Origin of the sequence: Thermosynechococcus sp., from assembly GCF_025999095.1 — a bacterium.
Taxonomy (GTDB): domain Bacteria; phylum Cyanobacteriota; class Cyanobacteriia; order Thermosynechococcales; family Thermosynechococcaceae; genus Thermosynechococcus.
This window is the reverse complement of the sequence record NZ_AP024678.1, coordinates 2240670-2263179: the sequence shown is the minus strand read 5'-3', so window position 1 is coordinate 2263179 and position 22510 is coordinate 2240670. Positions and strand designations below refer to the sequence as shown.

The window sequence follows — 22510 nt, the reverse complement described above, 5'->3', positions numbered from 1 at the left end:
CCTTAACTCCCTATTAGAGCAGGTTTGGCCCACGACGGCCTTGGCAGTTGGGCAGCAGCTAAATGAAAAAGACGGTATTGTTATCTTGCAGGTGAGGGTACTCCGCCGGTGGCCTGTGATTGAACTGGGCAAAGTAGGTTGCCAAGGGTTCAGGTAGAGTAGGTAGGGTCACTTGGGTATCCCCTTGGGCAATCTCTGGCCAGAGGTCAGACAGGGCCTGAGCTAGGGGTTTGGCTTCAGTTTCTGGCAAATTGAAGGGCGGTAAAGTCAGAAAGCGGACCATAAAGCCCGTCCCCCGCTGTAACATCCACTGGCGCGAAAGGTCACTTAATTTTGGGTAAGCCGCTAAGGACTCAATGCGATAGGATTCCACAGCCACTTGCCAGCTCTCTGGTGAATGCACCTGCAAGATGAGGCGGCGATAGGGATGGGGATAACTCACTAGAGACCCCGTTGTGAGGTCAAACAACCCCTGCTCATAGGCAATGTCTTGGACATGGAGATGTCCGGTTAAGACCAACGCCACCCCCGCCGATCGCAACAGGTTCAATAGCTCTGCCCGATTCGCCAAGAGATAGCGCTGCCCCATCGGACTTTGGCTCTGCTGTGGCCAGTGCTCAAGGAGGTTATGGTGAATCATCACCAGGCGCAGTCCGGCAAAGGGTTGCGCCAATAGAGCCGCCAACCATGCCAACTGTCCTTGATCGACAACTCCCAGCTGTTGTCCCGTTGGACTCAATTGGTTGGAGTTGAGGGCAATCAGTTGCAGATTTTCTGCAAGTAGGGCTTGGTAGTAATGCTTGCCAGCGTTGCCATAGCCGGCATGGGCATACCACCGAGGAAACTCAGCCCAGCCAATGCGGCTGTTATCTGCCAAGGGCACAGGGACATCATGGTTACCCGGAATCACATAACAGGGAACCGGCAGTGTTTGCAGATAGGTACTGAGCCAGCGGTGGTTGGCCACCTCGCCATCCCGTGTCAGGTCGCCGGGAATCAGCAGAGCATCAATGCCAAGCTCGAGGAGATGTGTAACGGCTGCCTCAAAGGCAGGGATGCTAATTTCATAGAGAAACAAAGGGGGATGATCTGTCGGAATTGTCTCCGGCAGGGCAATGTGGGGATCACTGATAATGCCAAGCCGCACTGCCATTGCCCTTTCCTAGTGGCGGAAGTGGCGCTGGTGGGTAAAGACCATAGCAATTCCCGCTGCATTCGCTGCTTCAATAGATTCATTATCGCGCAGACTGCCCCCCGGTTGAATAATGGCAGCAATACCGGCAAGGGCAGCTGCTTCCACAGAATCGGCAAAAGGGAAAAAGCCATCACTGGCCAGCACCCCCCCCCGCGCCGCCTCACCGGCAGCCCTAAGGGCAATTTCCACCGCACCGACCCGATTCATTTGACCAGCCCCAATCCCTTGGGTTTGGCGATCGCGACTGACAACAATGGCATTGGACTTGACGTGCTTCACGACCTTCCAGGCAAAGATCAGTTCCGCCATCAACTCTGGGCTGGGTTCAGTGGCTGTGACCACCTGCCATGCCTCTGGATCAATGGGGAGGGGGTGAATATCTTGGACCAGAAAGCCGCCGGCAATGGTTTGAATCGCCGTGGTCGGAGCAGTATGCAACTCAGGTAAGGTGAGCACCCGCATCTTAGGCTTGGTTTTCAGGATCGGCAGCGCTGCTTCCTCACAGGCGGGAGCCACGACACACTCTAAAAAGGTACGGGTCAAGGCTTCAGCAGTGGCCACATCCAAGGGGCGATTTAGGGCAACAATGCCGCCAAAGGCAGAGACACTATCGGCGGCAAAAGCACGCTCGTAGGCTTCCACAGGGGTTTTGCCCTCAGCGACGCCACAGGGATTGGTGTGTTTAATAATGACGGCAGCAGGGTCACTGTCCCCTAGGAATTCACTGATCACTGCCCGTGCGGCTTCTAAATCGAGCAGGTTATTGTAACTGAGTTCTTTGCCCTGAAGCAGGTCGGCAACTGCCCAACCCGTGGGATGGGCACCCGTGACATACCAAGCTGCCTTCTGGTGCGGATTTTCGCCATAGCGTAGCACCTGTTTTTGCTGCCCCCTAAGGTGAAAGACTGGCGGCAGTATCTCGCTTTCAGTCATGGGGTCACTGATTTGCTGGAGATACTCGGCGATCGCCTGATCGTAACTGGCTGTTAGAGCAAACGCTTGTTGGGCACAGGCTAGGCGGAAGGCAGGTTGGGCTTCCCCGTATAATCGTAATTGCTGAAGGTAGGTTTCATACTGACTGGGATCGACTAGCACTGTCACATGGGCATGGTTTTTCGCAGCAGCGCGAATCAGCGTCGGCCCACCAATATCAATTTGCTCGATGGCCTCGGCAAGGGTGACGTTGGGTTGGGCAATCGTTGCGGCAAAGGGGTAGAGGTTAACAACCACTAAATCAATGGGATGAATGGCTTGGGCTTGTAGATCGGCCTCGTCTTGGGGGCGATCGCGCCGGGCCAAAATGCCGCCATGGATTTTCGGGTGCAGGGTCTTGACCCGCCCACCAAGAATTTCTGGTGCCCCTGTGTACTCAGAGACCGTTGTCACAGGAATCCCCGCCGCCTGCAAGGTCTTTGCGGTGCCACCACTACTCAGGAGCGTAAAGCCAAACTCCTGCACCAAGGCCGTAGCCAACTCCACCAGTCCCTGCTTATTACTGGTGCTGAGCAAGGCAATTCGCCCCATCCCTGAATCCTCCTCGGCAACCAAGAACCCCTATTTTAGCGGAACATGCTGCTCACAGAGCTATCTTCATGGATCCGCCAAATGGTTTCTCCAAGAATACTAGCCACCGAGAGCACCGTGAGTTGGGGAAAGCGCTGCGTTTCTGGCACAGGAATCGTATTGGTGACAATCACCTCTTCAAAATCGCCCCCTTGGAGTCGCTCAATCGCCGGTGGTGAAAAGACGGCATGGGTGGCACAGGCATAGACTGCTTTGGCACCTTCGCGGCGGAGGAGTCGCGCCCCCTCTAAAATGGTGCCGGCTGTATCAATCATGTCATCCACGAGTACCGCTGTTTTGCCCTTAACATCGCCCACCACATTCATCACCTCGGCCACATTGTGGGCTTGGCGGCGCTTATCAATAATCGCTAGGGGCGCATCATCCAGCTTATTGGCAAAGGCACGGGCCCGGGCTACCCCACCCACATCCGGTGAGACCACCACAATATCCTCTAGATTTTTGCTGCGTAGGTAGTCAAGGAGCACGGGTGAACCATAGACGTGATCCACGGGAATGTCGAAGTAGCCTTGAATTTGGGCGGAGTGTAGGTCCATAGCCAAGACACGACTGGCACCCGCTTGGGTAATCAGGTTGGCTACTAGTTTGGCGGTAATGGATTCGCGGCCTGCGGTCTTGCGATCGGCACGGGCATAGCCATAGTAGGGAATCACTGCAGTCACTTGACGAGCTGAGGCGCGGCGGCAGGCATCCACCATGATCAGCAGTTCCATCAGGTGGTCATTGACAGGTCGGCAACAGGGCTGAATCAGATAGACATCACAACCGCGAATCGACTCTTGAATCTGCACATACAGCTCGCCATCGGCAAATCGCTTACGCACCATTGGGCCAAGATCAATACCAAGGTAGCAGGCAATTTCCTGAGCAAGGGCAATGTTGGCAGAACCCGAAAACAGCTTTAGACGACTATGGTCAGAAATGTGAGAGGGGGTAGTCGTGGGCAATGGCGCAGTGTGAATCACAGCATCTCCCCAAGCTGGCGTGCGTTTTGATTTTGATCTTATCATTTCCAATTTCGGGAGCTACTCCCCTAGGATTGAATTTATAGCAAGACGAAATTTTGAGGTCATCATCTCTGCTCATGGGGCGATCGCAATTCCTAGGATTGGGGGATGTTTTTTTGTCATCAACAGGGGTGGCTTGGTTATTCCTTCTACCTGCGCTTTTATTTTTGACAATTTTTGTTTTTTTGCCAATTTTGTACCTTGTCTATCTCAGTTTTACGACGGGTGGTTTTAGTCAAGAGGGGGCACGTTGGGTTGGCCTGCACAATTATCAACAGTTGCTCCTGAGTCCAGACTTTTGGCAGGTGATTGGCAATACTCTCTATTTCACAGTGGCAACGGTGCTACCGACGATGGTACTGCCCTTGCTCTTGGCGGTGGGCCTCAACCAAGGGATCAAGGGACGGGATTTGCTCCGTACGGCCTACTTTTTACCCACTATGACCTCAATTGTGGCCGCAGGGTTAGGGTTTCGTTGGCTGTTTCAAACCGACGGCCCTGTGAATCAACTGGTGCAAACCTTCGGGGGGCAACCTATTGCTTGGCTTAGTGATCCCACCTGGGCAATGCCAGTGCTGATTTTGCTCAGTAGCTGGAAGCAGTTGGGATTTAATTTGGTCGTCTTTTTGGCGGGGTTGCAAACGATTCCCCGCGATCGCTATGAAGCAGCTCTTCTCGATGGTGCCAATGCTTGGCAACAGTTTCGCTACATTACGCTGCCGGGGCTGCGACCCACTTTAGTTCTAGTGTTTGTAACAACAACAATTTTCACGTTACGCAGTTTTGAGCAAGTCTATGTGGTAACGGGTGGCGGCCCCCTGGATACAACAAACCTGCTGGTATTTTATATTTACCAACAGGCGTTTGCGTTATTTGACTTTGGCTATGCCGCTGCTGCAGCAACGCTGCTTTTGGGGGTTACCCTTGGACTCCTTTGGCTCCAATTGCGCACGCGCCAAGACCCCAATCCCTAGAGAGAGGAGCCAAGACCAGCGTAAGCACCGTAGAAGAACAGCCCCACAATCACAATCACTCCCATGCCGGCCACTGTAGCCACAATCCAGAGGGGAATGCGTCCGCCTTCAGACATCATCAATTCCTCCTAAGCAGATTCAGTTATAGATGCAGAAATTTAGTTAAAGAAGTAGCTTGAAAAGAGCAACGCTAGAACCAAGATCAGCAGCAACCCTAGGTACAGGGAGGTGCGATTCAGTTCGACCGGCTGACGATTGGGATTCGGTTCCATGGGTGCACCCTCCTAACGTTGGATAAACTGCATTGCCGCGATCGCCCCGAGGAAGAAAATCGTGGGCACAGCGAGCGTGTGAACGGCCACCCAGCGGACCGTAAAAATTGGGTAAGAAACGGGTTCTTGATTGGGTGTGTTACTGGTCATGGCAATCCTACTTTAACTGTTCTAAGAAGGTTTCGACTTGTTGTTTGGCTTCAAAGCGATCGGTCACAAGGGGAATCGACCGCTGTTCCTGCGCATAGTAGCTATCGGGGCGGGGTGTGCCAAACACATCATAGGCCAAACCGGTGCTGACAAAGAGCCAGCCCGCAATAAACAACGCCGGAATGGTGATGCTATGAATCACCCAATAACGAACACTGGTAATAATGTCGGAAAATGGTCGTTCTCCTGTCGTTCCAGCCACGTTGCGATGCCTCCAAAGTGTCTAATGTTAAAAAAGGAAACGCTACTTTCTATCATACAGCCTTTTTTCACAAGGATTCAGCTTTGGCCATCAGAAGCCCACACCTGTTCCCTCAGACAAGAACATGCCATCTTTGAGGCTATAGGCCAGCTTTGGCAAGGTCAGTGAGCACTTCCACAGCGCTCTGGTAGCGATCGCGAAAGTTATACTTGATCATTTTATTGATAATGGCAACAAACTCCGGTGAAAGATGCCGTCCCGGCCGCCAGACAATATCACCAGTGCGGGGATCGGAGGGCAAATCCATCGGGGCGAGCCCCGTCAGACCTTCAACAATTACGATGCCCAAAGAGTAAATATCACTGGCAATCACGGGTCGTCCTGCCATTTGCTCGCTAGGAGCATAACCACGGGTACCAATCGAGATCGTGTATTTGCCATGTTGGAGCAAATCCTCTGGCTGGATATGGCGGACTGCGCCAAAGTCAATCAAAAAGAGCTGTTGATCACTGCGGCGGCGGATGATGTTGGCGGGCTTAATATCCCGATGCACGACGCCAAACTGATGCACGTACTGCAAAATTTCCAGAATACTCTTGAGAATCACAACCGCTTCCCCTTGGGAGAGGGTAATTTTCTTTTCAAACTCCTCTTTGAGGGATTCGCCATCCACATACTCTTGGGCGAGATAGAAATATCCCCCCTCCTCAAAGTAGGCCAGTAATCGAGGGATGCGCTGGTGCTGACCCAATTGGGCTAAGGTTTCTGCTTCGCGCTGAAAGAGGCGACGGGCAATGGCCAAAAAACGTTCATCCTGACGGGAGGGCACCAATTGCTTGACAACGCAAATCGGATGATCCGGCAGGTGTAAATCCGCCGCCAAGAACGTGCGCCCAAATCCACCTTGCCCCAGTTGACTCAGGACTCGGTAACGTCCGCCAACCGTTTGTGGCAGCGGTTCACTGGGTTCTGCGGCGATGTCGGAAATGGCGGTGGTTTTGGGTTCGGTGCCGCTCGGTGTTTGCGTTTCTGTGGTTGGAGGTGGCGGCGAGGGGACTGTCTTGGGGGGAATCACCCCTGAAAGTGGGGTGGGATCCGCAGGCATCGAGGTCAAGGGGTTAGGGTTAGATGGCTGTCTTTCCGGTCGCTCTCCCCTAGGGGCATCTGGGGTTGACAATTGGGTTTCAGGCAAGTCCACACTGGTTGTGAAGGGGGTGGATGGTGTCGAGGTCAGTTCTAGGGTGGTCGGTGGCTCTGGTGGCGTCAGTTGCGTTTCAGGCAAATCGACACTGGGGACGCTAGGGGTCGGCGGCATGGTTCTCAAGGCTGCGGGAACCGGCAGTTGAGTTTCTGGTAAATCAGGGGGCAGTGTTAAGGGTGTCGCTGAGGGAGCCGTTGGCTGCGGGGCAGGAATCTCCACCTGGGTTTCAGGAAGATCAACAGGGGTGGGTTCAGGGGTTTCTGGCAATTGGGTGGTGGAAGTTGCACCGTCATCAGGGTGAACCACTAAGAAGGTTTCCCTCTCGGCAATAGGTTGTGGTGGCGTCTGACGAATTTCTGTGGGCGAAATTTGATCCGGGACGGAGGTGAGGAGAGTCGGTGCTGTGGGGGATTTGTCCCCAGGGGGCGGGGTGGGTTCAATGGGGGTAAAGGAAATTGCTGTTTCCGGTTGCACCACCGTTGCCTTGGTATCCGTCTCTAGGGGAGAAACTGCCGTTGGGGAGACTTCGGGAATTTCCGAGAGGGGGGCTGATTCAGGTGTGGTGAATTGACTAATGCCTTCAGTGATTAACTCCAAGGGAGTCCCTAAGGGGCTACGGGAGACAGCTGTTGGCGTAGAGGGGGTAGAGATTGATGCAGCAGGACCCAAAGCGCGATAGCCAAGCAGCAAAATCGCTGCACTGCCAAAGCTAACGAGGGGGGCCACCAGCGGAATCCAACTCCCCTGTAAAAAGAGCAGAAAGGTGAGACCACTTAGACCCAGTCCCCCAGCAACCAACAGCGGCACAATCACCCAGCGGTGTCCCTTGGCGATAATCAGGGCACCGAGACCAGACCAAGCGAGAATCCAAAGGGCGATCGCCCCCTGGGGCCATGTACCAATGGGGGGGCGATTATCCAGAGCCGCTGCTAGCAAATCTTCAAGGATGGCGGCTTGAACCACAACACCGGGGGTAAGGCGGTTGGTTTGCCCCAGCAGGGGCATTGGAATCAAAAATTTATCGTTACTGCTGCTGCCAGTGACGCCAATGAGGACGGCGCGATCGCGCACCTTCGAAGGCAGCACTTGACCCCTGAGCACTTCGCTTAGGGTGACCGTTTCATAGGGCTGGGTCGGGTGGGCATAGTTGATCAGGATTTGAAACCCGGTGGCGTCTAGGTTGTTGTAGCCCCCCCAGTTGCTAGTTAGGGCCTGAAAGCGAGCCGTTCCCAAGTCAAGGCGATTTTGAGTAACGGATTGGGGATTAACCCCTAGAAAAAGACGCGCCAAGGCAAGGGCAAAGGATTGAGGAGTGGAACAGCGACCACTAGCTTCTGGTTGAGTTGCTAAAACAGCCCGGCGCACCACGCCATCATCATCAATGGGAATATCAGCAAACCCCACCTGATCATTCAGCAGTCCAGCGGGGGGGGGAATTCCGGGATCCGCTTCGCTGCCCACTTTACAGACAATGACGGTGTTGGGCTGGGTTATCATCAGCCGTCCGAGGGAAGGCAGCCCATTGGTCGGCAATTTGAAGCGATCAGGAACCGGAAAATCGCGAAAAATATCAATGCCAATGACCTTAGGTTGGTACTTCTGCAATTCATTGACAGCTTGAATGAGCACTTCGTCAGGAATTGGGTACTGCTTGAGGGTTTGAATGTCAGCCTCGGTAATCTCAACAATCAGCAGTCGCTGGGAAGTGGCGGGTGTCGCTCGCCAGCGCAGCCATTGATCATAAACTTTCAATTCCAAAGGTTCGAGCAGGTCGGCCACTTGCAGTCCAAGAGCACCCAGAGTAGCGATCGCCGTTGCAATGACCGCCGGTAAAGCCCGTTTAAGATGATCAAGAATGGATACAGGGGTCATGGCACAAATTGGAGCTGTTCCACTGACGCTGAAAAATTCTAGACCGCAAAAGGAGTTTTGCTTCTATACTGACCTACACCACGGGCGATCGGCAAATTGAGCAGGACAACTTTTGGCATCCTCCCCACTCCGCAGGGCCACCTTATCCCCCTAGGTGGAGGCAAGTGAAACGACTATAATCATTGAGGTGATTGCTGAGCACAACAAGCACTATGACGGAAACCCCCGATTCAACGACGACTTCAACCTCTGCAGAAAGTACAACAGCAGCGGCACGTCAACTGCTGGGCATGAAGGGTGCCAAAAGCGGTGAGACCAATATTTGGAAAATTCGCCTGCAATTGATGAAGCCGATTACATGGATTCCCCTCATGTGGGGGGTGGTCTGTGGTGCGGCCTCCTCGGGGGGATTTACATGGAGTCTGGAGGATATTCTCAAGGCAGCCACCTGTATGCTCCTGTCGGGCCCTTTGATGGCTGGCTATACCCAAACACTCAACGATTACTACGATCGCGAGATTGATGCGATCAATGAACCCTACCGTCCCATTCCATCGGGGGCAATTTCCCTGAATCACGTGCGCGCCCAGATTATTTTCCTTTTTGTGGCGGGTTTGGCTCTAGCGGTTCTACTCGATCTATGGGCTGACCATCCCACGTTCCCCGTGACCAAAATTGCCTTGCTGGGGGGCTTTTTGGCCTATATTTACTCTGCACCGCCCCTGAAACTGAAAAAGAATGGTTGGTTGGGAAACTATGCCCTCGGAGCAAGCTACATTGCCTTACCGTGGTGGGCAGGTCACGCCCTTTTTGGTGAATTGACGCCAACGATTGTGATCTTGACCTTGATTTACAGTCTGGCGGGCTTGGGGATTGCCATTGTCAATGACTTCAAAAGCGTTGAGGGCGATCGCCAGCTGGGTTTGGCGTCTCTGCCTGTGATGTTTGGCATTACCACGGCCGCTTGGATCTGCGTCCTGATGATTGACATTTTCCAATTGGGGATTGCGGGCTACCTAATGGCGATCCATGCCAATCTTTATGCTGTGCTGCTGATTTTACTGATTATTCCCCAGATTGTCTTTCAGGATATGTACTTCCTGCGGGATCCCCTAAAGAACGATGTGAAGTACCAAGCCAGTGCCCAGCCCTTCCTGGTACTGGGGATGTTAGTGGTGGGTTTAGCCCTTGGGCATACGCTAGTGTAGTTGGGGGGCATGACGACATCGCTAACCTTCAAGGTCAAAAAGGGGGGCGATCGCCTCGATACGTTCCTGGCCCAGCAGCATCCTGAGTTCTCGCGATCGCGCTGGCAGCAGTTGATCCAACGGGGGCACGTACGCCTCAATGGTCAAGTTTGCGATCGCAAAAATCAGCCCCTCAGTGGTGGTGAGGTACTGCAGGTAGTGCTCCCTCCGCCAGAGCCATTGGATTTAGTCCCTGAACCCCTACCCCTGAGTATTCTCTATGAGGATGGGGAGTTACTGATTCTCAATAAACCCGTGGATTTAGTGGTGCATCCTGCCCCCGGTCATCGTCACGGCACGCTAGTTCACGGCTTATTAGCTCATTGTCCTGATTTGACGGGGATTGGCGGTGTCCAGCGGCCAGGGATTGTGCATCGCCTAGACAAAGACACCTCTGGGGTAATGGTTGTCGCCAAAACGGAGTTTGCCCTCCAGCATCTGCAACAACAATTGAAAACGCGGCAAATGCAGCGCCACTACCTTGGTGTTGTCTATGGCCAACCCCCTGAGGACAGGGGAACCGTAATGACGCCCATGGGTCGTCACCCGGTGGATCGCAAAAAGATGGCGGTGGTGCCCCCTGAAAAAGGCCGCACTGCCATTACTCACTGGTACGTGAAGGAGCGCTTTCGCCACTGTGCGCTTGTGGAGTTTCGCCTAGAAACGGGGCGCACCCATCAAATCCGCGTCCATGCGGCCCATTTGGGTTGGCCGCTGTTGGGGGATCCCCTCTATGGCCGCGGCAGCCCCCTAAAAGTGAAGCTTCCTGGCCAAGCTCTCCATGCCTATCGCTTACAATTGCAGCATCCCCGGAGTGGCGAAGAGATGGTGGCGATCGCTCCTCTCCCAGGGCATTTAGAAAAACTACTGCGAATATTGCGCCAGCAAGCCCTCAATCAAGATTGAGGCAAGTCCAATATCAAAAGCCTTGCCAACAAGCCCACTGTGGCTACCAGTGGCTACAATAGTCCGACAAGAAAGCCCCATGGCCGCGGAGCAGTTCCTGTGTGCTGTTTAGAGATGTCCTGCAATGTGACCTGAACGGTGTCAGTGCGCTGTCCCAATTGGGCTTCCACGACCTTGATTTGCTGCTTTAATTTGCTGCTTTACCTTTAACTTGGGAGCATCAATTTTTAAGGTATTGACAGCACTCGTTCGTGGTGGCAATTTGGGTGTCTAGCTTTTGTGAATTGTCTGAATAGCAGCCTACAGGCCTTGGATAGCTGCCAAGACTTGGTTGAGTTCAAATTGGGGGTCTGATGCATTCATCCTTTGGCAACAGTAGCGAAAGGCCGCTGAATTCGCTGAATGACTATGCCTGGCAATGAGGAAAAACCAGAAGTTTTACTAACTTTTTACTAACTTTGATGGAGCTAAGCGGATTCGAACCGCTGACCCCTTCAATGCCATTGAAGTGCTCTACCAACTGAGCTATAGCCCCGAATCGACAGAATTTTATCATCCCCCAAAGTACTGACCTTTGTCAACTCCTAGTTACGAAGTAAACCTCTACTCAAAAGTGCTACCCCAGTTTTCTCGTTCCCTGTGCTGGTGCGATCGCCCTCCCGATCATAAGGAAGTATGAAGCGGCCAGTGTATAGTGGGTGTGAGTGCTAAGCAGGTAGGACTGTGGGATTCCCATCGTCCCCCTTGCAGTGGATAGGGGTACGAATGAATCGCGATCGCTCCCCCCTCAATCCAACCCTGAAGTATGCGGGTGTGCTGCGACAAGTCTCCCCTGAAAGGGGGCAGTTTTGGCTTTCCCAAGAGGATGTGACGATCATTGGCCGTGATCCCGATACTTGTCATATTGTCCTGGACGCTCACCTCTATACCTCTGTTTCTCGCCACCATGCCCAACTCACCTGTCAAAGGCGGGGCGCGATTCCCCTGTGGGCGATCGCTGACCTGGGGAGTGTCAATGGGACCTATGTCAATCAACAGCGGGTGGAAACCTTAACTGTGCTCAAGGCGGGCGATCGTATTCAATTAGGGCGCCGAGGGCCTGAATTTGTCCTCGAATACCTACCCCTCACCGAAGTCGTGAGCACCCAGCCCGATCAACCCCTTACCCTCACCCAACTCCTGCCCATTTTGGCGATTCATCCCGACTGGGTACGCAAGGCCTATCTGGTACCGGGGATGGTTACTGTTGTTGCGGTCATCCTACTCTTTGCCACCGCTGGCTCCCCCGATGCCTTCAAAGTCATCTTGGCGCTCTACTTAGGGAGTGCTGCCTATTACTTCATCTATCAACTCTGTGGCAAATCCAAACCGATATGGGTTTTACTAGGCACGTTGACGCTGGAAATTTTGATTCTCCAAAGCCCGATGTTGCCAGTAATGATCTATCTCTTCCGCACAGTCTTACCCGGCCAACTGCATCCGCCCCATCCTTCATTTTGGGTATTATTCAGCCGTAACTTCATTGGTGCCGGATTAATGGAGGAGCTGCTCAAGGCCTTACCAATTGCCGTGGCCTATGGGTTGGGGCGATGGCTCCCTAGTCCGTGGAAACAAAAGGTGGGCGTATGGGAACCCCTAGATGGCATTCTTTTGGGAGCGGCTGCCGGCCTCGGTTTTACGTGGACAGAAACCCTTGGGCAGTACGTCCCGAGTATTGCCGGTCAATTTGGTAATTTAGCCGGTCTGCAAGTGCTCATTCCGCGGGTGTTAGGGTCATTGACGGGGCATATGGCCTATACGGGCTATTTAGGCTATTGTGTGGGGCTGAGTGTCTTGCGACCCCGTCGCGCTGCCTTGATTTTCACCGTTGGCCTGGGGCTTGCCGCCGGCCTTCACGCCCTTTGGAATACGGCTGCTGCCCGTTTTGGCCCGATGGGTTTGGCAGTGGTGGGGATTGTCGCCTATGTCTTTCTCACCGCTGCTATTTTGAAAGCACGTCAACTGTCCCCGACGCGATCGCAAAACTTTGCCACCCGCTTTTATGGGTACCGTTAGCTCAACGGGCTGTCACTGCTTCAATGGAGTCAATGGATTTAAGACTCAAGAGCGTTAGGCATCAATCTTTGATCAAGGCAACAAAGTTGCGCAGCAATTGCAGACCCACAGCACCGGACTTTTCGGGGTGAAATTGACAAGCAAATAGATTGTTGCGAGCGATCGCTGCCGTTACCGTTTGCTGACCATGGCACACCGTTGCGGCCACTAATGAAGGATCCTCAGGGGCAACAAAGTAGGAGTGGACAAAATAGACCCAAGGGCGCGGTGGTAGATGTTGCCAAAGGGGAGAGGCGGATTGCGTCAAGGTCAGTTGGTTCCAGCCCATGTGGGGGATGGTGAGGCCAGGTTCAGACGGCAAGCGTTTAACTTTGCCTGCAAAAAGACCAAGGCCAGGTTCTGTTCCCTCTTCACTACATTCAAAGAGCACTTGGAGACCAAGGCAAATCCCCAAAAAGGGCATTCCCTGCTCAATGATCTGCTCAATGACGGGCACCAGTTCTCGCTCTTGAAGCTGAGCCATGGCGGGAGCAAAAGCACCAACGCCGGGAAGCACCACCGCATCCGCTGCGAAAATCTCCGAGGGGCGATCGCTAATGAACGGGCGGGCGCCGACGACCTCAAGGGCTTTGCTGACGGAGTGCAAATTTCCCATATCGTAGTCAATGATGGCGATCGCCGGCATGCTCACAGAGCGCCTCTCCCAAACGCTAACTTTCCCTATTGTAAGAGGGAATTATCACCGCTGGCTTTCCCCAGGCCACAGTGGGCCACTGCCGCCAACCCAAAGCCTACGGCAATTGACCAAGTAGCCCTGGCTTTCCTTCTGCAATGATGAGAGAGGAGTGCTCACCCTCAGGATGACTCACCATGACCACGAAAACACGGATAGAATACGACTCCCTTGGGGCGATTGCAGTGCCGGCGGACTGCTATTGGGGCGCTCAGACGGCACGTTCCCTCAAGTACTTTGCCATCGGCAGTCAGCGGATGCCCCTAGAGGTAATCCATGCCATGGCACGGCTCAAGAGGGCGGCGGCGATCGCCAACCGGGATTTGGGGGTTTTAGACCCTGAGAAAGCCAAATGGATTCTTCAAGCCGCCGATGAAGTCATTGCAGGACAGTGGGATGATCAGTTTCCCCTCTCCATCTGGCAGACGGGCAGCGGCACTCAAACCAATATGAATGTGAATGAGGTGATTGCCAACCGTGCCATTGAGCTGGCGGGGGGCACTAAGGGGAGCAAAACCCCGATCCACCCCAATGATCACGTGAACTGTAGCCAGTCTTCCAATGACACCTTTCCTACGGCCATGCATGTTGCCACAGTGATTGCGCTGCAGGAGCGCCTGCTGCCAAGGCTGCGCCACCTCCAAGGAGTATTGCAGGAAAAAGTGACGACCTTTGCTGACATTATTAAAATTGGGCGCACCCACTTGATGGATGCCGTGCCCTTGACCCTTGGCCAAGAGTTTTCTGGCTATGCCAGTCAAATTGCCGCCTGCCAAGCCCATATTGAATATGCCCTGCAGCATCTGTATCCCCTGGCCATTGGCGCTACGGCGGTAGGGACGGGGTTGAATGCCCCGGCTGGTTTTGGCGATCGCGTGGCCGCAGAATTGGCCCAAATGACAGGGTATCCCTTTTGTAAAGCAGAGAATCCCTTTGCCGCCTTGGCAGCCCACGATTCCCTAGTGATGCTCAGTGGTGCCCTAAAAACATTGGCGGCAGCGATGATCAAAATGGCCAATGACATTCGCTGGCTGGCCTCAGGGCCTCGTTGTGGCTTAGGAGAATTGATCCTACCGGCCAACGAGCCGGGCTCGTCAATTATGCCCGGCAAGGTGAACCCCACCCAATGCGAAGCCCTGACGATGGTGTGTGTGCAGGTGATGGGCAACGATGCGGCGGTGGCCATAGCGGGCAGCCAAGGCAATTTTGAGTTAAATGTCTATAAGCCCTTGATCATTCACAATGTGCTGCAATCTATTGCCCTCCTGAGTGATGCGGTGCAATCGTTTACCGACCATTGCTTGGTGGGAGTTGAGCCAAATCGGCAGCAAATTCAAACCTATGTGGAGCGATCGCTGATGTTGGTGACGGCCTTGAATCCCCACATAGGCTACGACAAGGCGGCGACAGTCGCGAAAAAAGCCTACAGTGAGGGTAAAACCCTCAAGGAGGCGGCGCTGGAACTGGGGTACCTCACGGCTGAGGAGTTTGATCAGTGGGTACGACCAGAGCTGATGCTTGGCGAAAAGGGCACCAGTTGACCCCGCAGGGATTGCTGCCAAAAAGGGGTGTTGTGAGCGCGCGATCGCAGGCTTTGGTGCGTGACTGCCCAAGTAACGCTGGAATCAAAGAGAACAAAGTTGCGACTGTGGAGTTCTAGGCGGGGTGGTTCAAGGCCCAAAATACGCGCCGGTGCCGTGCTGAGGGCGTGCCAAAGCTGAAGGGCGCTCAGGTACTCCTTGGCAACCAGTCCCTGCCACAGAGCCGGTAGGGCTAATTCAAGGCCAATGGCGCCGGGGAGTGCCTCGGCAAAGGAAACCATTTTTTCTTCGTAGAGCAGGGGGGTGTGGTCAATGGCGATCGCCTCAATGATCCCCGTTTTGATTCCTTCAATCAACGCTTGGCGATCGCGGGCCGTTCCTAGGGGTGGGTCAAGGCGGAGATTCGGATCGTAGTTGGCTAAGTCCTCAACCTCAAAAAGTAGATGCAACCAACACACACTGGCACTCACCTGTTCGGGTTTGTCCTTGGCGAGAATCTCGACACTGCGAGCGGTTGACAGGCGCATGAGGTGAATCGGGGTTGAGACCGTGCGTGCCAATTCCAAAATCGCCAATAGCGGAATGGTTTCACAGCAGACCAGTTGCTCCACCAATCCTAGACGCGTGGCGACCCCACTGTGGCGCGCCACACCCTTGGCTGCCAAGGCCGGGTCAAAGGGCCAAAGGGCAACGGGTTTTCCCAGGGGCTGGACATAGGTCAGTGCCCGCTGGACCAAGGGCCAGTGGGTTAACCCCCGGTCGTCACAAAAACCGACCACACCACTGGCCGCCAGTTCAGCTAAATTCGTTAGGGCTGCTCCCTTGCATCCTTGGGTGAGGGCACCCCAAACCCGTACCTGTGACCAAGCGGTGGGGGGTATCTGCCGTTGTAGGGCTTGCCAAGGGGCAGGATCATCAATCACGGGTTCCGTGGTGGGCAATAGGTTTAAATACTGCACCCCCCCGGCAGCAGCGGCGGCCAAAAGGCTATCTAGGGTTTCTCGTGCCTCGTAGCCCGGTTCACCACTGTGGCTGTAAAGATCCACCAGAGGCGGTGCCAAAACCCAGTCTGAGGCATCAATAACTTCGGCACCCGGGGGAATTGCTGCGGGGGCGATCGCCACCAGTTGATCCTCCTCTAGCAGCACATCCGCGCGTTGGTCTTGGCGGTTGACAGGATCCAGCAGCCGCACCTGTCGCAACAATCGCCACACCATCTCCTACAGCGCTCCCGCCGCTGTTTGATCCAGTACCCCGCCCAAATGGGTGGTGATATTCACTGCCTGCAAGCGGGGCAGACCTCCCTTGAGGGGATAGTCAATCACCGTGACGCTGCCATTTCCCTGCTTAAAGAGCCAGAAGTTTTCAATGCCAAGACCAACAATGTGGCAGAGCAAGACCTTATTGGTGGCATCGTGGGCCACGACCAAGACATTGTGGGGGGTGGGAGCATTGGTTTGCCAGCGCTTCAGCCAGAGTTCCCAGGCCCTGACTACGCGATCGCGCACCTGTTCAAGGTTTTCGCCATTGGGCATTTGCACAAGGGCAGGGGTGGTCCGCCAGCGTTCCAGTTCACCCGGATAGGCCGCCGCCACCTCGGGTTCAAACTTGCCCTCCCAATCCCCATGGCTAATCTCTGCAAGGGCTGGCTCTAACTCCAGCTGCACATTGGGGTGGTACTGCAAAATCGCCAAGGCCGTATCCTTGGGACGCAGGAGTGGACTACTCAAGGCATGGTGGAGGGGGACATTCTTGAGAAACTCAGCCACTGCCGCCGCTTGGGCACGGCCATTTTCATTGAGGGGCACATCAATTTGCCCTTGGAAGCGTCCTGCACGGTTCCAGTCCGTTTCACCGTGGCGGACAAGAAAGACGCGCAGCGTTTGTTCCTTGAAGCGGGGCTGGGGAAAGGGATCATTGAGATGGCTAGTGAGATTGAGAGCTTCCAGTTGAGCGGGTTGCCGCAAGCCGTTGCTGAAATTTAAGACACTAATGCCACCATTCGCCTGCTGGAGCCGCAGGTAACCCTTGACCCCCAAGCCGAGGCCCGTGCAGATCAAGGCACGGTTCATGCCACTATGCCCCACAATGACAATCGTTTCATTGGCGTGAGCCGCTAGCAGCGTTTCCAAGACCATGCCCGCGCGATCGTAGAGATCCAGTAGCGGGAAAAACTCCTTGGTTTGGCCGGTTTCTGTGGTGATTTTCATCATCAAAGTTTCTGGGGCTTCCTGCCAGCGGCGATAGTCCTCTGGGAACTGTGCCTTCACTTCGGCAAAGGGGAGATCTTCCCAAGCTAGCAGCGCAATCTCTTTGAGGAGATCAAGGGCATGGGGTGGCTTGAGTTCGGGGTTTTGGAGCTGAGCATGGATGACCTCTGCGGTTTCCTTTGCCCGTTTCAGGGGACTGGTGTAAATTTTGCGAATAGGAATACCCCGCAGCGCTAGAGCCACTTGGGCTGCCATCCAACGACCGCGCTCCGTGAGCGCAGAGGCATCACTGTGACCTTGCACCCGCTCTTGGACATTAAACGTGCTTTCACCGTGGCGGACAATAATGACTCGGGTACTCAGAGGTTTCTCCTTAGCGATTGACAGACAACAGGCTTGGCCATCCCACTGTGCCATAAAGACTGTACCAGAAACCGCGGCGCCGGGAGCGACAGATTCAGGAATCGGCGCCCCTCATCTCCTTGAAGATCAAATAAACATCAAAAAACCGACCGCGGGGGCGATCGGCAAGTATTAAAGACCTATTTAGTGACGGGTCAGAAGTTACTTCTTAGTGATCCGCGGCGGTTCACGAAAGAAGATGGCAAAGAAGAACAGCGCAATAATGCAGGCAAAGATGAAAACGTAGGTGATGGTTTCCATAGTAGTCCCCTAGGAATGACTAAACAGCTTCCTTGCGGCGAGTGGTGACATCGCCCACTTTTTGGTAGAAGCCCCATTCCACTTGCTCCGGCGACAGTTCTGGATCAATCCCGGAGAAGACATCGCGGAACAGGGTACGGGCACCGTGCCAAATGTGACCAAAGAAGAAGAGCAAGGCAAACACCGCATGGGCAAAGGTGAACCAGCCACGGGGACTGGTGCGGAAAATCCCGTCGGAGTTCAGGGTTTCTTGATCGAATTCGAAGATCTCACCAAAGATGGCCTTACGGGCATAGCTCTTGACGGTGGGTGGATCGGTGAAGGTTTGGCCGTTCAATTCACCACCGTAGAAACTGACGGTAACCCCCTGTTGCTCAAAGCTATACTTCGACTCCGCACGACGGAAGGGAATGTCGGCTTTGACAACGCCGTTTTTATCGGTGAGGATGACCGGGAAGGTTTCAAAGAAGGCAGGCATCCGACGCACAAAGAGTTCTTCACCCTCTTTGTTGCGGAAGACGGCATGGCCTTTCCAAGCTTGGGCAATTCCATCCCCTTTATTCATCGGGCCAGTACGGAAGAGACCACCTTTAGCGGGGTTATTGCCAATGTAATCGTAGAAGGCCAGTTTCTCTGGAATAGCCGACCAAGCTTCTTCCAGAGTGGCGCCACTGGCGAGAGAGGCCTGCACGCGCCGGTTAATTTCCTGTTGGAAGTAGCTACTGTCCCACTGATAGCGAGTCGGCCCAAAGAGTTCAATGGGCGTGGTGGCACTGCCATACCACATTGTGCCAGCAACGACAAAGGCGGCAAAGAAGACGGCCGCAATACTGCTGGAGAGGACGGTTTCGATATTCCCCATGCGCAGAGCTTTGTAAAGCCGCTGGGGTGGACGCACCAGTATGTGAAAGAGGCCAGCAATAATACCGACAATGCCTGCGGCGATATGGTGAGCCACAACACCACCGGGATTGTAGGGGTTAAAGCCATCGGGTCCCCATTCGGGGGCAACCGGCTGGACGCTGCCCGTCAAGCCATAGGGGTCAGAAACCCACATCCCAGGGCCAAAGAGACCCGTGAGGTGAAAGGCGCCAAAGCTAAAGCACAGCAGACCAGCAAGGAACAGGTGAATCCCGAACATTTTCGGCAAATCGAGGGCAGGCTCACCGGTGCGAGGATCACGAAAGAGTTCGAGATCCCAATAGACCCAGTGCCAACAGGCCGCCAAGAATAACAAACCCGACAGGACGATGTGGGCTAGGGCAACCCCCTCAAAGCTCCAGAAACCGGGGTCAATCCCCGTTTCGCCAGTAATGCTCCAACCGCTCCAAGACCCCGTGACCCCCAACCGTGCCATAAAGGGCAGCACAAACATTCCCTGCCGCCACATGGGGTTGAGAACGGGATCACTGGGATCAAAAATAGCGAGCTCATAAAGAGCCATCGACCCTGCCCAACCGGCGACCAATGCCGTGTGCATCAGGTGGGCCGCAATCAACCGCCCTGGATCATTGATCAGGACAGTGTGGACTCGGTACCAGGGTAGTCCCATTGACTACGCTCCTCCTATACAAAAATTTAGCGTTTGCATGAACAAATTTTATTAAGCAGCCGGATCACGGTAACAACCGCTTCCCTACTAAGAGTTTAACGGCCAATTTACCCGTAACTTCAGCTACGGTTGGGCAGTTTTTCTGCCAAAATGAGAATGTATTAAGAATGGTAACTAGCCTAGGTTCCTATGGCAAGCAAAGCTGAATTCGTGGCCACAAATATTAAGTTTGTTAACGAAAACAAGGAAATTGTTGCTGCTGATGGTGCGAATCTGCGCATAAAAGCAATGGAAACGGGGGTTGACCTCTATACCCTGAAGGGCAAGCTCTTTAATTGTGGGGGCTATGGCCAGTGTGGCACCTGTATTGTTGAGATTGTCGAAGGCATGGAAAACCTCTCGCCCCGCACCCCTGTGGAAGAGCGCAAGCTCCGCCGTAAGCCCGAAAATTATCGTTTGGCTTGTCAAACCCTTGTCTATGGGCCAGTGTCTGTGAAGACAAAGCCAAAGGGCTAGGTAATCAAACGGCCGTTTTCAGAGTCTTTCAGAGTCTGTAGGACATTAGCGGCCTGCTCTAGCCACCTCAGCAATTGAAAATATACGCCGCTTGACAGCTGGCTAGGGTTTGGGCATCCCTGGCTCGGCGCCATAGTAACTGCGACTGTGAGCTTGAAAGAGATGCTGGATACTCTGCCCTACAGTTGGCGATCGCTCCCCCAGTTGAAAGAGCCGTTCCAATTCCCCCAGGTAGTCGCCATTGGTCCAGTGGGTCTGAAACCGCAGCCAGCCTGCCTCCTGCAACCGATACAGCAAGGCCATATAAAAGGCACGGCAGGCCCCGCTATAGTCCCCCGCCAATTGTAGGTTTTGGGCAAGTTCCAGCCATTCCCGCACCGGTCTGGGTCGCTCCCCAAGGGTAGAAATTGCTGTTGGTGAGGAGGATCGCGATCGCCGTTGCCACCATCGCCAGAGGCGGCGTCCTAGGGAATAGAGGCCTACGCTAAGGCCAATAAGCAAGACCCCCTGAAGGAGCCAGCGTAGCCATGCCCCTAGGGAGGGGTGGTCTTGCCAAAATGGCTCCATTTGCTGGCGAAAGAGTTGGACAAAGGTGTACTCAAGGGCTTCACGCAGTTGTTGCCACTGGCGATCGCTCTGCCAGCGCCAATCATCGAAAAAGGTCACCGCCGCTAGACCAGTCTACGCCTCCGATTGTCGCACAAAGAGCACGGGACACTCGGCATAGACCCGGACATAGTCAGACAGGGAAGTGCCCAAAAGGCGATCCAAGTCGGGTAGACTGCGGGCGATCGAGGGCCGCCGATCCGGGGAACCCAGAACCAGGAGATCGGCATTGGTATCGGCCGCAATGCGGCAGATTTCTTCCCCGGGTTTGCCGGTGGTCAGAACACACTGGTATTCCACCCCCCGCTGCTTAGCCACCGTTGCAGCTTCGGCAAGAAGCGGGTCTTTTTCGGCAGCAGTGCTAGGGGTATCGGCGTGACCCTTGAGGTCAGGATTGACGTGGGCAACAATGAGTTTGCCGCCCTTGACCCCCTCCATTAGGCGCACTGCTAAGTCCAAGGAGGCTTTGGCGGCAGCAGAATTATTGAGTGCCACCATGATGCGGTTGATTTTCTTGACGTAGATGTCATCGCGCACTAGGAGCATCGGCCGCGAAGACAGTTGAAACACATACTGGCTAACGGAGTTTTCGAGAATGGATTGCAGGCGCTTCAGTCCCCGCGATCCCATAATGATCAAGTCGGCATTGATTTCATCGGCCACGTGGAGCACCGTATCTTTGGGATCGCCCTCCCGCAGCATCGTATTGACACTAATGACGGGGTCAAGGTGCAGTCGGGCCACAGCTTCCGCTAGGAGTTTGGCACCTGCTTGACGTTGTTCGGCCATCTCCTCGGCAGTAATTTTCGGTGGAATCACGTGCAAAACGGTGATGGCAGCCCGTTGAATCGCTGGCAACTCCATCAGCGACTTGAGCATTTGTTCGGATTGTCCAGTTCCTGAGTCTGCCAATAGAATATTTTCAATCATAAATCTTAAACTCCCAAAGCTGGTGAGTATCACGGCACGGAGGGCCACTAGGACGATCTTAGGGCTGCCTTAGGAGCTTCTTGGCGGAACGCTACAAATCTTAGGCATTGGCTAGGGGGGCGATTGCTGGTGGTGCTTTTGATACACTAGGCAAGAGGCCGTTCTAAGGAAGCCCTATGCCGCGATCGCAACGGAACGACAATTTTATTGACAAAACCTTTACGGTCATGGCTGACCTCATTCTCAAGGTCTTGCCCACCAGTTCGCAGTCAAAAACTGCCTTTGCCTATTATCGCGATGGCATGTCTGCCCAAGCGGATGGGGAATATGCAGAGGCGCTGGAGAACTACCAGGCAGCCCTAGAACTAGAGGAAGACCCCACCGATTGCAGCTACATTCTCTACAATATTGGCTTGATCCATGCCAGCAATGGCGAGCATGAAAAAGCGCTAGAGTACTACCACCAAGCCCTTGAACTCAATCCCCGCATGCCCCAAGCCCTCAACAATATTGCCGTGATCTACCACTACTTGGGGACTCAGGCACAAGAGCAGCAGCGCGCCGAGGAGGCCGAACAGCTCTTTGATCGTGCGGCAGACTACTGGAAACGGGCAATTCAACTGGCCCCCAATAACTATATTGAGGCGCAGAACTGGCTGAAAACCACTGGCCGCTCCAATATTGATGTGTATTTCTAAAAACTTCTCGCCAATTTCTAAGGGAGCACGAATGGCAACCAAAGTCATTACTGCAGAAGATGTGCGCAAGGTGGCTCATTTAGCTCGCCTTGCCATTGATGAAAGTGAAATTGAAGCACTGACCCAGCAACTAGATAGCATCCTCGACTATGTCAATCAACTGAGTGAGCTGGATGTTACAGAGGTGCCGCCGACAACGCGAGCCATTGAGGTGAGTAATGTAACCCGTCCTGACGTGTTGGAACCTTGGCCAAATCGGGAGGACTTGCTAGCGATCGCCCCGGATCGCGAGGATGACTTTTTCCGCGTGCCCAAAATCATGTAAGGCATCAGGCT

General features: G+C 54.1%; 23 protein-coding genes and 1 tRNA gene. 8 read left to right on the top strand and 16 right to left on the bottom strand.

Annotated elements, in window-relative coordinates; translation table 11 throughout:
• Positions 1-58 precede the first annotated feature (58 nt).
• From Q0W94_RS11095 to Q0W94_RS11085, 3 genes are read right to left on the bottom strand one after another with little or no spacing between them, the layout of a single operon-like run.
• Complete coding sequence (locus Q0W94_RS11095) at positions 59-1153, bottom strand: metallophosphoesterase (protein ID WP_297759071.1); 1095 nt, start codon at positions 1151-1153, stop codon at positions 59-61.
• Positions 1154-1162: 9 nt separating this feature from the next.
• Entirely contained in the window at positions 1163-2719 is a 1557-nt protein-coding gene (gene purH / locus Q0W94_RS11090) for a bifunctional phosphoribosylaminoimidazolecarboxamide formyltransferase/IMP cyclohydrolase (RefSeq protein ID WP_297759068.1), read from the bottom strand.
• Between the two features lie 35 nt (positions 2720-2754).
• Positions 2755-3789, bottom strand: coding sequence for a ribose-phosphate pyrophosphokinase (locus tag Q0W94_RS11085; protein WP_315863069.1), 1035 nt, complete (start codon positions 3787-3789; stop codon positions 2755-2757).
• Positions 3790-3863: 74 nt separating this feature from the next.
• Between Q0W94_RS11085 and Q0W94_RS11080 the strand changes: the two genes are divergently transcribed.
• Positions 3864-4760, top strand: a complete 897-nt coding sequence (locus Q0W94_RS11080; protein WP_315863126.1) for a carbohydrate ABC transporter permease — start codon at positions 3864-3866, stop codon at positions 4758-4760.
• Here Q0W94_RS11080 and Q0W94_RS11075 read toward each other — a convergent pair.
• From Q0W94_RS11075 to Q0W94_RS11055, 5 genes are all read right to left on the bottom strand, one after another.
• Positions 4757-4876: a photosystem II reaction center protein J gene (locus Q0W94_RS11075; RefSeq protein WP_071823295.1), complete on the bottom strand. Its 120-nt coding sequence runs from the start codon at positions 4874-4876 to the stop codon at positions 4757-4759. The two genes, Q0W94_RS11080 and Q0W94_RS11075, sit on opposite strands and share 4 nt — an antisense overlap.
• A gap of 42 nt (positions 4877-4918) precedes the next feature.
• Complete coding sequence (locus Q0W94_RS11070; protein WP_011057383.1) at positions 4919-5032, bottom strand: photosystem II reaction center protein L; 114 nt, start codon at positions 5030-5032, stop codon at positions 4919-4921.
• Positions 5033-5044: 12 nt separating this feature from the next.
• Complete coding sequence (gene psbF, locus Q0W94_RS11065) at positions 5045-5182, bottom strand: cytochrome b559 subunit beta (RefSeq protein ID WP_011057382.1); 138 nt, start codon at positions 5180-5182, stop codon at positions 5045-5047.
• Positions 5183-5189: 7 nt separating this feature from the next.
• Complete coding sequence (gene psbE / locus Q0W94_RS11060) at positions 5190-5444, bottom strand: cytochrome b559 subunit alpha (RefSeq protein WP_011057381.1); 255 nt, start codon at positions 5442-5444, stop codon at positions 5190-5192.
• Positions 5445-5583: 139 nt separating this feature from the next.
• Positions 5584-8517 (bottom strand): CHASE2 domain-containing protein, encoded by a 2934-nt coding sequence (locus Q0W94_RS11055; protein WP_297759057.1) that lies wholly within the window; start codon positions 8515-8517, stop codon positions 5584-5586.
• A 212-nt stretch (positions 8518-8729) separates the two neighbouring features.
• On the opposite strand from Q0W94_RS11055, the gene chlG reads away from it, so the two are divergent.
• The gene (chlG, locus tag Q0W94_RS11050) at positions 8730-9725 is read left to right on the top strand and encodes a chlorophyll synthase ChlG (RefSeq protein ID WP_297759055.1); all 996 of its coding nucleotides are present in this window, start codon (positions 8730-8732) and stop codon (positions 9723-9725) included.
• A 9-nt stretch (positions 9726-9734) separates the two neighbouring features.
• The gene (locus Q0W94_RS11045; protein WP_297759053.1) at positions 9735-10670 is read left to right on the top strand and encodes an RluA family pseudouridine synthase; all 936 of its coding nucleotides are present in this window, start codon (positions 9735-9737) and stop codon (positions 10668-10670) included.
• A gap of 462 nt (positions 10671-11132) precedes the next feature.
• Here Q0W94_RS11045 and Q0W94_RS11040 read toward each other — a convergent pair.
• Positions 11133-11205 (bottom strand) — tRNA-Ala (locus tag Q0W94_RS11040).
• Positions 11206-11435: 230 nt separating this feature from the next.
• Between Q0W94_RS11040 and Q0W94_RS11035 the strand changes: the two genes are divergently transcribed.
• Positions 11436-12725 carry a PrsW family glutamic-type intramembrane protease gene (locus Q0W94_RS11035; RefSeq protein WP_297759050.1) on the top strand — a complete coding sequence of 430 codons (1290 nt, stop codon included), beginning with the start codon at positions 11436-11438 and terminating at the stop codon, positions 12723-12725.
• A gap of 61 nt (positions 12726-12786) precedes the next feature.
• Here the strand turns inward: Q0W94_RS11035 and hisH are convergent, their stop codons facing one another.
• Complete coding sequence (gene hisH, locus Q0W94_RS11030; RefSeq protein ID WP_297762428.1) at positions 12787-13410, bottom strand: imidazole glycerol phosphate synthase subunit HisH; 624 nt, start codon at positions 13408-13410, stop codon at positions 12787-12789.
• Between the two features lie 185 nt (positions 13411-13595).
• Here hisH and fumC point away from each other — a divergent pair, with 185 nt between their 5' ends.
• Positions 13596-14999, top strand: a complete 1404-nt coding sequence (fumC, locus tag Q0W94_RS11025; protein WP_297759047.1) for a class II fumarate hydratase — start codon at positions 13596-13598, stop codon at positions 14997-14999.
• On the opposite strand, the gene Q0W94_RS11020 is transcribed toward fumC, so the two are convergent.
• The 4 genes from Q0W94_RS11020 to psbB all read right to left on the bottom strand — a co-directional run bounded on the left by Q0W94_RS11020 (position 14951) and on the right by psbB (position 19424).
• Positions 14951-16216 carry a dihydroorotase gene (locus Q0W94_RS11020; protein WP_297759046.1) on the bottom strand — a complete coding sequence of 422 codons (1266 nt, stop codon included), beginning with the start codon at positions 16214-16216 and terminating at the stop codon, positions 14951-14953. The genes fumC and Q0W94_RS11020 overlap by 49 nt on opposite strands.
• A 3-nt stretch (positions 16217-16219) precedes the next feature.
• A complete protein-coding gene (locus tag Q0W94_RS11015; RefSeq protein ID WP_297759043.1) occupies positions 16220-17626 on the bottom strand; it encodes a histidine phosphatase family protein in 1407 nt (468 codons plus the stop codon).
• Between the two features lie 147 nt (positions 17627-17773).
• A complete protein-coding gene (locus Q0W94_RS11010; RefSeq protein ID WP_011057371.1) occupies positions 17774-17872 on the bottom strand; it encodes a photosystem II reaction center protein T in 99 nt (32 codons plus the stop codon).
• 19 nt (positions 17873-17891) lie between these two features.
• Positions 17892-19424, bottom strand: a complete 1533-nt coding sequence (psbB, locus tag Q0W94_RS11005; protein ID WP_024124590.1) for a photosystem II chlorophyll-binding protein CP47 — start codon at positions 19422-19424, stop codon at positions 17892-17894.
• Positions 19425-19613: 189 nt separating this feature from the next.
• Here psbB and Q0W94_RS11000 point away from each other — a divergent pair, with 189 nt between their 5' ends.
• Positions 19614-19940, top strand: coding sequence for a 2Fe-2S iron-sulfur cluster-binding protein (locus Q0W94_RS11000; RefSeq protein WP_297759039.1), 327 nt, complete (start codon positions 19614-19616; stop codon positions 19938-19940).
• A gap of 102 nt (positions 19941-20042) precedes the next feature.
• Here the strand turns inward: Q0W94_RS11000 and Q0W94_RS10995 are convergent, their stop codons facing one another.
• Positions 20043-20606 (bottom strand): DUF4129 domain-containing protein, encoded by a 564-nt coding sequence (locus Q0W94_RS10995; RefSeq protein WP_297759035.1) that lies wholly within the window; start codon positions 20604-20606, stop codon positions 20043-20045.
• A gap of 15 nt (positions 20607-20621) precedes the next feature.
• The gene (locus tag Q0W94_RS10990) at positions 20622-21476 is read right to left on the bottom strand and encodes a universal stress protein (RefSeq protein ID WP_297759033.1); all 855 of its coding nucleotides are present in this window, start codon (positions 21474-21476) and stop codon (positions 20622-20624) included.
• Positions 21477-21652: 176 nt separating this feature from the next.
• Here Q0W94_RS10990 and Q0W94_RS10985 point away from each other — a divergent pair, with 176 nt between their 5' ends.
• Positions 21653-22174 carry a photosystem I assembly protein Ycf3 gene (locus tag Q0W94_RS10985; RefSeq protein WP_297759031.1) on the top strand — a complete coding sequence of 174 codons (522 nt, stop codon included), beginning with the start codon at positions 21653-21655 and terminating at the stop codon, positions 22172-22174.
• 31 nt (positions 22175-22205) lie between these two features.
• Complete coding sequence (gene gatC / locus Q0W94_RS10980; protein WP_297759029.1) at positions 22206-22499, top strand: Asp-tRNA(Asn)/Glu-tRNA(Gln) amidotransferase subunit GatC; 294 nt, start codon at positions 22206-22208, stop codon at positions 22497-22499.
• The last annotated feature ends 11 nt before the right edge of the window (positions 22500-22510 follow it).

What these genes read in the sequence shown, in the direction of transcription:
- Q0W94_RS11075 (WP_071823295.1), bottom strand. Translation starts at nt 4,876, where the DNA reads ATGTCTGAAGGCGGACGCATTCCCCTCTGGATTGTGGCTACAGTGGCC.
- purH (WP_297759068.1), bottom strand. Translation starts at nt 2,719, where the DNA reads ATGGGGCGAATTGCCTTGCTCAGCACCAGTAATAAGCAGGGACTGGTG.
- Q0W94_RS11070 (WP_011057383.1), bottom strand. Translation starts at nt 5,032, where the DNA reads ATGGAACCGAATCCCAATCGTCAGCCGGTCGAACTGAATCGCACCTCC.
- hisH (WP_297762428.1), bottom strand. Translation starts at nt 13,410, where the DNA reads ATGCCGGCGATCGCCATCATTGACTACGATATGGGAAATTTGCACTCC.
- Q0W94_RS10985 (WP_297759031.1), top strand. Translation starts at nt 21,653, where the DNA reads ATGCCGCGATCGCAACGGAACGACAATTTTATTGACAAAACCTTTACG.
- Q0W94_RS11000 (WP_297759039.1), top strand. Translation starts at nt 19,614, where the DNA reads ATGGCAAGCAAAGCTGAATTCGTGGCCACAAATATTAAGTTTGTTAAC.
- Q0W94_RS11045 (WP_297759053.1), top strand. Translation starts at nt 9,735, where the DNA reads ATGACGACATCGCTAACCTTCAAGGTCAAAAAGGGGGGCGATCGCCTC.
- Q0W94_RS11020 (WP_297759046.1), bottom strand. Translation starts at nt 16,216, where the DNA reads ATGGTGTGGCGATTGTTGCGACAGGTGCGGCTGCTGGATCCTGTCAAC.
- gatC (WP_297759029.1), top strand. Translation starts at nt 22,206, where the DNA reads ATGGCAACCAAAGTCATTACTGCAGAAGATGTGCGCAAGGTGGCTCAT.
- fumC (WP_297759047.1), top strand. Translation starts at nt 13,596, where the DNA reads ATGACCACGAAAACACGGATAGAATACGACTCCCTTGGGGCGATTGCA.
- Q0W94_RS11080 (WP_315863126.1), top strand. Translation starts at nt 3,864, where the DNA reads ATGGGGCGATCGCAATTCCTAGGATTGGGGGATGTTTTTTTGTCATCA.
- Q0W94_RS10990 (WP_297759033.1), bottom strand. Translation starts at nt 21,476, where the DNA reads ATGATTGAAAATATTCTATTGGCAGACTCAGGAACTGGACAATCCGAA.
- Q0W94_RS11055 (WP_297759057.1), bottom strand. Translation starts at nt 8,517, where the DNA reads ATGACCCCTGTATCCATTCTTGATCATCTTAAACGGGCTTTACCGGCG.
- Q0W94_RS11095 (WP_297759071.1), bottom strand. Translation starts at nt 1,153, where the DNA reads ATGGCAGTGCGGCTTGGCATTATCAGTGATCCCCACATTGCCCTGCCG.
- Q0W94_RS11010 (WP_011057371.1), bottom strand. Translation starts at nt 17,872, where the DNA reads ATGGAAACCATCACCTACGTTTTCATCTTTGCCTGCATTATTGCGCTG.
- Q0W94_RS11085 (WP_315863069.1), bottom strand. Translation starts at nt 3,789, where the DNA reads ATGATAAGATCAAAATCAAAACGCACGCCAGCTTGGGGAGATGCTGTG.
- Q0W94_RS11015 (WP_297759043.1), bottom strand. Translation starts at nt 17,626, where the DNA reads ATGGCACAGTGGGATGGCCAAGCCTGTTGTCTGTCAATCGCTAAGGAG.
- Q0W94_RS11035 (WP_297759050.1), top strand. Translation starts at nt 11,436, where the DNA reads ATGAATCGCGATCGCTCCCCCCTCAATCCAACCCTGAAGTATGCGGGT.
- psbF (WP_011057382.1), bottom strand. Translation starts at nt 5,182, where the DNA reads ATGACCAGTAACACACCCAATCAAGAACCCGTTTCTTACCCAATTTTT.
- chlG (WP_297759055.1), top strand. Translation starts at nt 8,730, where the DNA reads ATGACGGAAACCCCCGATTCAACGACGACTTCAACCTCTGCAGAAAGT.
- psbB (WP_024124590.1), bottom strand. Translation starts at nt 19,424, where the DNA reads ATGGGACTACCCTGGTACCGAGTCCACACTGTCCTGATCAATGATCCA.